Genomic DNA, 9682 nt, shown 5'->3' on the forward strand with positions numbered 1-9682 from the left:
TCCGTGTTGTTGCTCGCCACGCGCAGGCGGAATTGGTAGGTGCCTGCGTCTTCCACATAGATGTTGTGGTAGAGCATGTAGTCGCCTGCATCGGTGCTGCCCACGTTCTGGCCGCCCCCGATGTCGCTGCAGGATTCAACCTTGACGCCGGCCTTGTCGCCCATGTCAGGATCGCCGCCCTGTTCGTCGTAGTCCTCCGCCTCGATGCGGGTGACGGTATCTCGGCTTACAATCGCCTTAGCCACGTCGCTGACGTCTGTCAGCTCCACGGAAAGCGTCACCGCTTTGGCGGGCATGACAAAGCTATACATCTTATCCCGGGCAACTTCCACCACTTGCAGTGCAGTGCCGTCCGCATCCACCGCCTTGACCGCCTGCACGGTCTTTCCTGCCGGCAGGCCGGAGACGGAAACCGTCACGGTCTCGCCCAAAGCCGCCTCTGCCGGCGCGCTCAGGGTTGCTTCCTGCCCGTCCGCCACCTGGATCGCATAGGTTTCGCTCGGAGCTACCTGGCCGATCTTCCAGAGCTCCACGTTGTCGATCTGCATGGAGGTGTTTCCGGACGATTTGCAATAAAATGCGATATCAACTTTTCCATCCGTAACTTCTATTTCTGTGGAAAACTTCTGATAGATGCTATTAAACGGGATGTTGACCATTGTCTCTTGCGTGCCATTATAACCCGACAGCTCCATGCGGCTGGTATCTGCCGCCGTATTCGACATTTTTACCGTCGCATTCACGCGGTAAACGCCATCCGGCAGGCCGGTGACCGTCTGGCTGAGGCGGCCCTCATAGGCGCTTCCATTGTAGAAATAGAATTTATAGCTGCCGCCAAATGCATCGTTTTCATCTACGCCATGGCCGGCTGTCCCCGAAAGGTTTTCCACCGTCCAGTTGTCCAGGATTCCGTTTTCGAACCCGCCATTCGGAACATGCAACTGTACCATTACCATGGGTTCCCGGCTCACTTCGATACGGTCAATATTGATGTTTGCCGTATCGCCTTCGTTTACAAGAACCGTCAGCGTATTTTCTCCTTCCTGGAGATGGACGGTCACTGGAATTTCATCCCAGAGGCTGAAATCCTTCATATTCGGGAAAAATACCTGCTGGGCATCCGCACTGTCATTTGCATAGACGCTCATCGTCTGCGTATTGCCAGAGCCATTTGCATACCGCAAATACACGGTATAGTCGCCCTGTTCCGGGACGGTAATACCGGAGAAACGCACCCCATCGCCCACGTCGTGGAGCCACGCCACGTATCCGGAGCCTTTATAACCGCCGAAGACGTTTTCACTCTGTGCATTCCCCATGATATCTGCGTCTTCTGCCTCAAATTCAAACGAAGGAATCGTCGTCCCACGCAGGGTGATGGTGGAAGCCTTCGCCGTATCCGGCACCTTCACATAACAGATTTCACTAGCCACATCGGCATAATAGCCGGTTTCCGCTGCCTGGAGGGCTTCCAGGGAATCGTACGCTGTGAGTTCCTGCCCATCCTGCTGGACGGATATGTCTTCATATGCCGCCTTATGGAACTGCATCAGATAGCTGCGCGGCGCAATATCCGTATAACGACCAGTGCGCTCGCCAATTTGGAATGTGATCGCCGTATTTTCTTTGCCAGCAGCAACATTGCAAGTATACGGAGTGGTGGCATACACGCCTTCCTTATAGGCATCCGTTTCGCCGTCATCCTCATAGAGGACAAAATCAAAGCTTCCGTCCTCCAGCGTCGGGAACACGTCCAATGTCAAAACATCGATCGGTTTTTCGCCGACATATTCCATTTCTGGCTGCATCGGTATGATGGAACCCGCTTTGACAAAGACGGGAAGCAACGTAACCGGCGCGGAATACTGTAACGTACCACCGCCGCCATAAACCGTTTTTCCGTCGTCATAGTCGTACCAATCCCCCTCGGGCAGGTAAACCTCCTTGATGGAAGAATCCTCTACCACCGGGGCTACCAGGAAGCTGGGACCATTCATAAACTGCGTATCCATGCCATATGTATTCGGGTCGTCCTGGAATTCCATGACCATGGGTCTTACAAGAGGGACGCCTGTCCCGCCTTCTCCAAGGCCCTTTTCGATGCCGATGCCAATGATATTATCCGCAGTCAGCGAATACGTATACGGGATCAAGCGGTAGCGCAAGTTAATATATCTACGCGCTACATCTTCGCCGCCATTTTCCCAAGGCTCTTTTGCTGGAAGTCCAATGGCATAATGGAACCGGTGAATCGGGGTAAACGTGGCCAACTGAATCCAGCGTTTGAACTGGTCGCTAGAAGGCGTGCCATTGAAGCCGCCGATGTCAAAGCCCCAATAATTGAAGCCGGACAGGGAGAGGCTGGTACCCAACCGGATCTGCTCATGCATATCGTTCCACCCACAGCCGATGTCGCCCGTCCACGGGGAAACATAGCGGTGGCTGCCTGTGAAACCAGAGCGGGTCAGCAGGAATGGGCGCTTCCCATCCTCGGTCACCTTATTATAAATGGTTTCGTTGTGCTTAATCGCAAAGACATTATGGAGTTCTTCCATATCGCCCCACGCCTTGCCTTTTTCATTCCAACCGACCCAATCCGGGCGCAAGCGCGCCGGTTCGTTCATGTCGAGCCAGAAGCCTTCCACGCCCTGACCCAGGATCATGTTATGCTGCTCGCCCCACCATTCTTGGGCCTCTGGATTGAAGAAGTCTGTCAGGCCGGAAGCAGCGCCCCAAGGCCAGATAATATCCTTCTGATCCCCGGTCCTGCTGTGCATAAAGTAGCCGTTCTCCACACCATATGGGTAATCCTCCGGCTGTGCATTTGTGACATTCGGGTCGTCTATGACGCCCATGCGCACATTGAGATCGTGGAGTTTTGCAATCATCCCCTCTGGGTCGGGGAAATTAGTGGTATTCCATTGCGTCGGGCTACACTTATATTGATACCACTCAATATCCGCCATCATCATATCCAGCGGGATTTCCTTGTCTCGGTATGTCTGTGCCACACGCTCGATATCCTCTTGGGTGTAACCATAATGGCACTGGATGTTTCCATAACCCCATTCGGGCGCGAAGTATGATTTCCCGATGATATCCGTGAAGGTCTTTGCAATCTGCTTCATGGACGGACCGTACATGAAATAGTACAACAACTCCCCGCCTGGGGCAGGGTTCAGGGCCCCGAAGGAATAAGACTCTGGGTCGGTTTTCCCAAAATCGAACACCGTGCGGCTCGTGTTGTCAAAATAGATCGAGTACCCTTTGGAGCTAATAAAATGTGGGTCGGACATATACCAACGGCCTTCCCCAGTCTCTTGGACATAGGAATCGCCCTCGTGCCCGGGGCCGTCGTTGCTCCACATGATTAACCGCTGGCCGGTCTTTTCAAATGCCTCGGTCTTTTCGCCCAAGCCCCAAAAACGCTCATCGGCCTGCTTTTTGTTTTGCACCAGGACTTCGTTATCCGTGCTCCAGCCCATGCTCTGTTCATCGCCTTCACAGAGCAGTTGGCCGTTTTTATCCCAGTAAGTGAGACGGAACGGGCTCTTATCGACCTGCACATCCATTGTCCCAGTGGAAATCATGTAATAGTCGCCGCGATCTTCCGCTGTGAGGGTTTCTGGGTCCACTACCTCATTTTGAACCGCAAAAGAATCATATTTGCGGTCAAAACGTTTGCTGGGTTCACACCAAACTTTCAGTGCGCTGGGGGAAACCGATTTAATTCTAACCGCTGCATTATCACATTCAAAAACCAACTCGTTGTTGCTGGCCTTCTCCACTGAAAGGACATCGCCAATATAGGTCCATTTGGTCTTCTTGAGCGTGATATAGTCGATATTCATTCCACCGCTATCATCGCTGTTTTTGACCAAGTCAATGACATTTGTCCCTTCCTGCAACTCGATGGTAACCGGGCGGTCTTCCCACTCTTCCCAGCTGCCAAGGTCGCTGAAACGAACCTTCTGGGTTTTGCCATTGACGGAGCACGTCAGTTTTTGCGCATAACCATCATTCTTACCGTTTGCATATCGTACCACCATGGTATAAGTGCCGGCTTCCGGGGTTTCTACGGTGAAGCGAACGCCCGAACCGACAGCTTCAAACCCTGCCGCAAAACCTTCTCCGGAATACCCTTGGTGATCAGACATGACTTTGTTGCCATTCAAGGACTCTGCATCTTCGGCTTCATACATATCTGCCAAACTGATGCAATCCAGCTTGATACCTGCGCCCGTGTCCCCTTCTTCGAGCAAAAAGGCAATGGTATTTTCTCCAGCCTGAAGCGGCACGTTTTCCGTTTGCGCGCCCCATGTGTCCCAATTGATCATCTTTGACAATGTGAACGTCCGGACTTTTTCATCATTCGCATACAGGCTCATGGTCTTATTTTCGCCAGAGCCGTTGGAATAACGCAGGCGGACCGCATAATCGCCTGCATCCGGAACCGTCACGGTGAATACAACCTTGGAGCCGGTCTTCATGCCGTCTACAAAGCCATCTCCAGAAAAATCATCCAGATTTTGCGCTACGGTTGCTCCCGTAAGGGCTGCTTCTTCCGCCTCGTAAACCTCCTGGTCAATTGGTGCTGCATGGACCATTTTGGACGTGTCCGTGCCTACAGACAGCGCTTGTGCATTCCCAGCAAACAAATACGATGGGGAAAGCAACATAGAAACTGCTAGTAATGCGGACAACCATCTTTTTTTCATCTTTCTCCTCCTTCTCTCTTGAACTGTCTCTGTTTTAAAACATCCCGATTTCTTTTGGTATAGATCCACCTCCTTTCTAGCGATTCACTTTGCAATGAATTTATTTTTCAACTTTTCCTTATGTCAAAAATATAGTAAAATATACTTATTGTCAATAGAATTAATTGCATATTCGCTGTATTTTTTTGCCATTTACAAAGAAGAGCTCTGCTATATTAATATTAATTGCGTTTAATAAGTAAATGTAATTGTTTTAATGTTCATTAAAGCAACTGCATCTCATAATTTGTGCGCCATATTGCTATACCATACAAAAGGTACTTATTCCAGGATATCTTCTAAAACAAGCACCTTTTCGCGGGTACGCAGTGCCTCTCGCGCCTACGGCGGACGCACAGCGTCTTTTCGCGCCTACGGCGGACGCACGGCGTCTTTCCGCGCCTACGGCGGACGCACAGCGTCTTTTCGCGCCTACGGCGGACGCACGGCGTCTTTCCGCGCCTACGGCGGACGCACAGCGTCTTTTCGCGCCTACGGCGGACGCACGGCGTCTTTCCGCGCCTACGGCGGACGCACAGCGTCTTTTCGCGCCTACGGCGGACGCACGGCGTCTTTCCGCGCCTACGGCGGACGCACAGCGTCTTTTCGCGCCTACGGCGGACGCACGGCGTCTTTCCGCGCCTACGGCGTTCCCTACGAAAACGGGCAGCAAGGAATTTGCTTTCCGCTCCACATTGGAAGCCCTACAGAAGCACACCGCAAAAAACTTGTCTTTCTCTTCACAGGGAAAATCCCTATAGAAGCAAGACGAACGTTTCATAAAGATAAACCGCACCCCATCAGGCCATGAAATATAAAAAGCTAAAACATAGAAGGACCTAATCCTGGGAATCCCCAGGATCAGGTCCTTTGTTTATCGGGAAGAAACCTTCCCTTTCATTTTCCTATTTGCTCTTACGCAATCGTAACTGTGCAATGCTTGACCGCGTTCTGGCCCGGCAGGGTCGTATAAACGCCCGTGCTCTGGCCCGGCGTGCCGGTTGCATGGACTCTGTAATAGTAGTCGTTGCCGATCTTCGCCACGAACTGCGTCTTCAGCACTTCGCCATTGCCGACCGTGAAGTTCGGCGTCATGGCGTTGCCGTTGACGACTGTCATCTTGAAGCAGTATGCGCTGCCCCTCTTCAAGGTGAAGTTGACCGTCGTGTCGGAAACCACATACGCCCGCTGGCTCGTCACGCCCTGCGCTGCGGATACCACGCCCGCTGCGCCGTATGCGTTGCCAACGTTGGCAGACGTGCTGCCCTTGCCGCTGTTGCCCGTGCTCGGCTTCTCTGCCTTCACCAGGTTATTCGCAGCCTCTTCCAGGTTGGTATATGCCTTTGCAATCGCCTGGCCGTCTGCGGTCTCGTCCGCGGCAACCGTCTTTGCAACGCTCAATGCCGCCTTAAAGGCTGCCACGCTGCGGTCGGTGTAGCCGTCCAGATCCTTCTGCTCCATCTCGGCGATCAGCTTGTTCAGCTCATCCTTGTTCGGGATCTTGCGCAGGGCTGCCATTGCATTGGACAGCTCCACTGCCTTCGCATCCACGTCGGCCTGCTCTGCATTCGCATTCGCGAGCAGTTCTTCCGCCTCTGCCAGCACGCTCTTGAAGGTATCGAACGCCTCATCCTGGATATAGTCGTCCGGGTCGAAGGTGTTCGCTTCGTCCACCAAGCTTTGCAGCTCGCTCATATCCGCACGGAATTCCAACTTTTCAATCGCTGCCTGCAAGTTGTCATATGCCTCGTCCACGTCCGCCTTCAGCGGGTTCTCCTCGGCATAGACATCCTTCGCCGCGTTGAGCGCTTCCTCGAAGCCCTCAGTGCTGCCCGGTTTGAACTCGTCCAGGCGCTCCGCCAGCTGTTCCGCGATGTTGATCAGCGGCAGCAGGACTTCTTTGTCGCCCGCTTCGAATTCCAAGAGGTGCATCGCATCCAGCAGGTCGCTCCACGCCTCGTTGACCTCTTCCTGGGTGGCATTCACGTTGCCATAAACGGTCTGTGCATTCTCGAGGGCGTTCTCGAAGAACTCCTTCGCCGCCGGCACCAGGCCGTCGATCACGTCCTGCGGCACCGCGTTGGCCTGCTCCAGAACCGCTCCCAGGATGCTCTTGTCCACATTTGCGAACGTGAAGCGCAGGGTCGTGCCCTCGTTCGGCATGGTGAAGGTGTAGGTGCAGCCATCTGCTGCAAATTCGATGTCCTCGCCATTGAGCTGCGCTCCGGAGAACGCGCCCTTGGTCGGGGTGAAGGTGAAGACCAGCTCTTCGCCCGGCATCACCTTTGCGCCGTAGATCGCATCGGAAGAAATGATCTCTTCTGCATCGCCCTCGACGCTCATCGATGCGTTGCCGCCCCACTGTACCGTCAGAAGCTGGGCTTCCGCCTCTTCGCCCGCATCGAGATAAATCTCAAGCGCGCTGAGCGCCGCTTGGATGCGTTCCAAAGAACCATCGTCTGCACGCAATTCCGTCTGCAACGCAGTGATCTTTTCCTGCAAGCCCTGATACCAAGCTTCGGAACAATCATCCGGTGAGATCGCCTGTGCGCGCTGCAAGGCGCTCAAGTCGATGGATGTATCCAGTGCAATCAAGCGCCCTTCGCTTCCCACTGCGTTGTAATAATGATAGACCACGCCATTCTTTTTCACAACGCAGGGTTTATGCGCATAGGTCGAGCTGTAAGTGCTGTTGCGCTCTGTCAGCGGGATGTACGATTTTTCCCAATGGACCATGTCCTTTGAAACAGCAAACGAGTCAATGATGCCGCCAGGAGAGCTGGTGAAATAGAACATCACCCAGTAGTCTCCAATTTTTACAACGTCTGCGTCGGCATTATGACTATCTCCCCAAACATCGCCGCTGGGAGAGGTGTCCTGATTGAGAACGGGGTTGGTTGCCTCGCGTTCCCAATGCGTTAAATCCTCGGAATACGCCTGGCACATGACTTCCGGGCCGCCCGCCGCATTGTAGAAGCCCACATACCGGCTGTTCTCCTCATCCCAAATGGCCTGCAATTTCCAAATGGTTCCTTTTTCATACGGATAGGTGCCGTCATGTGCATCCAGTACCGGGTCCGGATAACGTTCCCACTGGGAAAGCGAACCGTCCGGCTGGAAAATGCTGTCCGCAAACGCCACGCCAGCGCGTTTGATGCCCGCCTCATAGCCGGGGGTATCGGACGCCAGATAGGTCATCGCCAGGCGTCCATCCGCCATCACGTGCGGGGTGGGAAGCTCGCCCCATTTATGGTCGCGCACAATATAGCCCGCCGCGTTGTATTCATCCCAAGCGCCGGGTTCGCCGTTCTCCAAAATCTTTCCAACCTTTTCCCAATGGAGCATGTCCGTACTGCGCGCAAGGCCCGTGCGATAGCCGGTTCCGTCGTGCCCGACATACGTCATATAGACATAGGTGTCGTCGCCCGGAATGGCAAAGACATTGGGGTTGTCGATCAGGTCGCTGTCAAACGTGCCCGTTCCCACGCCCGAATAAGACAGCACAATGCCGTATTCATAGGGTGTTTTGACCTCTTCATAGATCGACTGGAAAACTTCGTTGGACAGGCGCTTTGTCAAGGCAACCGTTCTTGCATCAGAAAAATCTTCCTGCAAGGAGACGGTCAGTTCGATTTCCCCCTCTGCTAAGTTGCCCAGATCCAAGGAAAAATCAGCGGTCTGCGTGTTTGCCGGGATCTCTTCGCTAAAGGTCTGTTCCGCGCCCGTGCTGTCCACCGCCTTGATATAAAGCGGCTGCGCCTGCTCCCGGACCGTCTCCAACGTGACGGAAAGCGGCAGCTGGTTGTCGCCCGGCACGACCGCTGGCACCGTCATTTCAAAGCCGTGCAGCATTTCCCGGACGCCCCATACGCGCAGTTCGGAAGCGCCGACCGACTTTCCGTCCTGCGGGGTGACCGTCACCCGCACTTTTGCTGTGCGGAACACGTCGAAGTCGATGGTGAAGGGCACAATCCACGTGTCGTCCCCATAGGTTCCCACTGTGACTTCCTGGTTTGCCGCTTCCTGCCACTGGCTGCCGTCCCAATATTGGACGCTCACCGACTTGGGCGTCGGTACGCCTCCGAAATCGTTGTAAGCAAACCATTCCACCTGATGGACATCCTGCTCGGTTTCAAACTCCACCTCTACAAACGCCGGCCCCTGTTTGTCGTAATTGGTCCAGCGGTTGCGCGGCCCTTCGTCATGCGGCGGCCCCTGCTTGCTCGAGATGATCCCATCCGCCAAATCCTGGAGGTTGTCGCCGCCGTTGGTGTATTCTGCAAACAACTTCGGGAAACCCACTCCCGTCGGGTTCAGCGCCAGATTGCTGAGTTCCCCTGAAGCCCAATCGTATAGATGTTCCGAAACAGACAAACCCGCAAATCCAGTTTCAATAGGCGTAGCGGCCCATGCCGTCGTGACCCCTGAACACAGGATGGCGGCACTTAGCAAACACGCAGCCAGTTTCTTTTTCATAAAGCTCCTCCTTTTTCTCCAAATCATACGAAAGATATCCCTTTAAGACAGCGCCTCTCCTTTCCGCAGTATTTGGGATGGTACTTTCCTCTATTGAGGTCATTGTAACACGCCGATCAGGTCGCGTATTTACAAAAAGTTATCTAAAAAATACAATTTTTTAACATATCAATAATATACTTTTATAAAAATTTAACTTTTCTTTTCCATTAAAATTGTATTACATTTTTTGTTTCCATACTCCTGATTTCAAAAAAAGCAGACCCCCGGATACATCCGGGAGCCTGCCCTCTTTACAGGAACCATCTACAGATGGATCCCGTTATTCTTTGCAAATAAAATGTTTATCCAATGGTAACCGCACACTGGAGAACCGGCGCTTCGCCCGGCATCTGCGTGTAGACGCCCGTGCTCTGGCCCGGCGTTCCGATCGCATAGACGCGGAAGTA

The 9682-nt window shown here is 53.4% G+C and carries 2 protein-coding genes; both read right to left on the reverse strand.

The window, feature by feature from the left end:
* Positions 1-4718: TIM-barrel domain-containing protein (locus I2E77_RS09600; protein ID WP_195451121.1), on the reverse strand; the 4718-nt coding region annotated here is incomplete at its 3' end.
* Between the two features lie 954 nt (positions 4719-5672).
* Positions 5673-9233 (reverse strand): FIVAR domain-containing protein, encoded by a 3561-nt coding sequence (locus I2E77_RS09605; RefSeq protein ID WP_195451122.1) that lies wholly within the window; start codon positions 9231-9233, stop codon positions 5673-5675.
* Positions 9234-9682: the final 449 nt, after the last annotated feature.

The organism is Anaeromassilibacillus sp. 1001302B_160321_C8, assembly GCF_015554745.1.
GTDB lineage: Bacteria > Bacillota > Clostridia > Oscillospirales > Acutalibacteraceae > Anaeromassilibacillus > Anaeromassilibacillus stercoravium.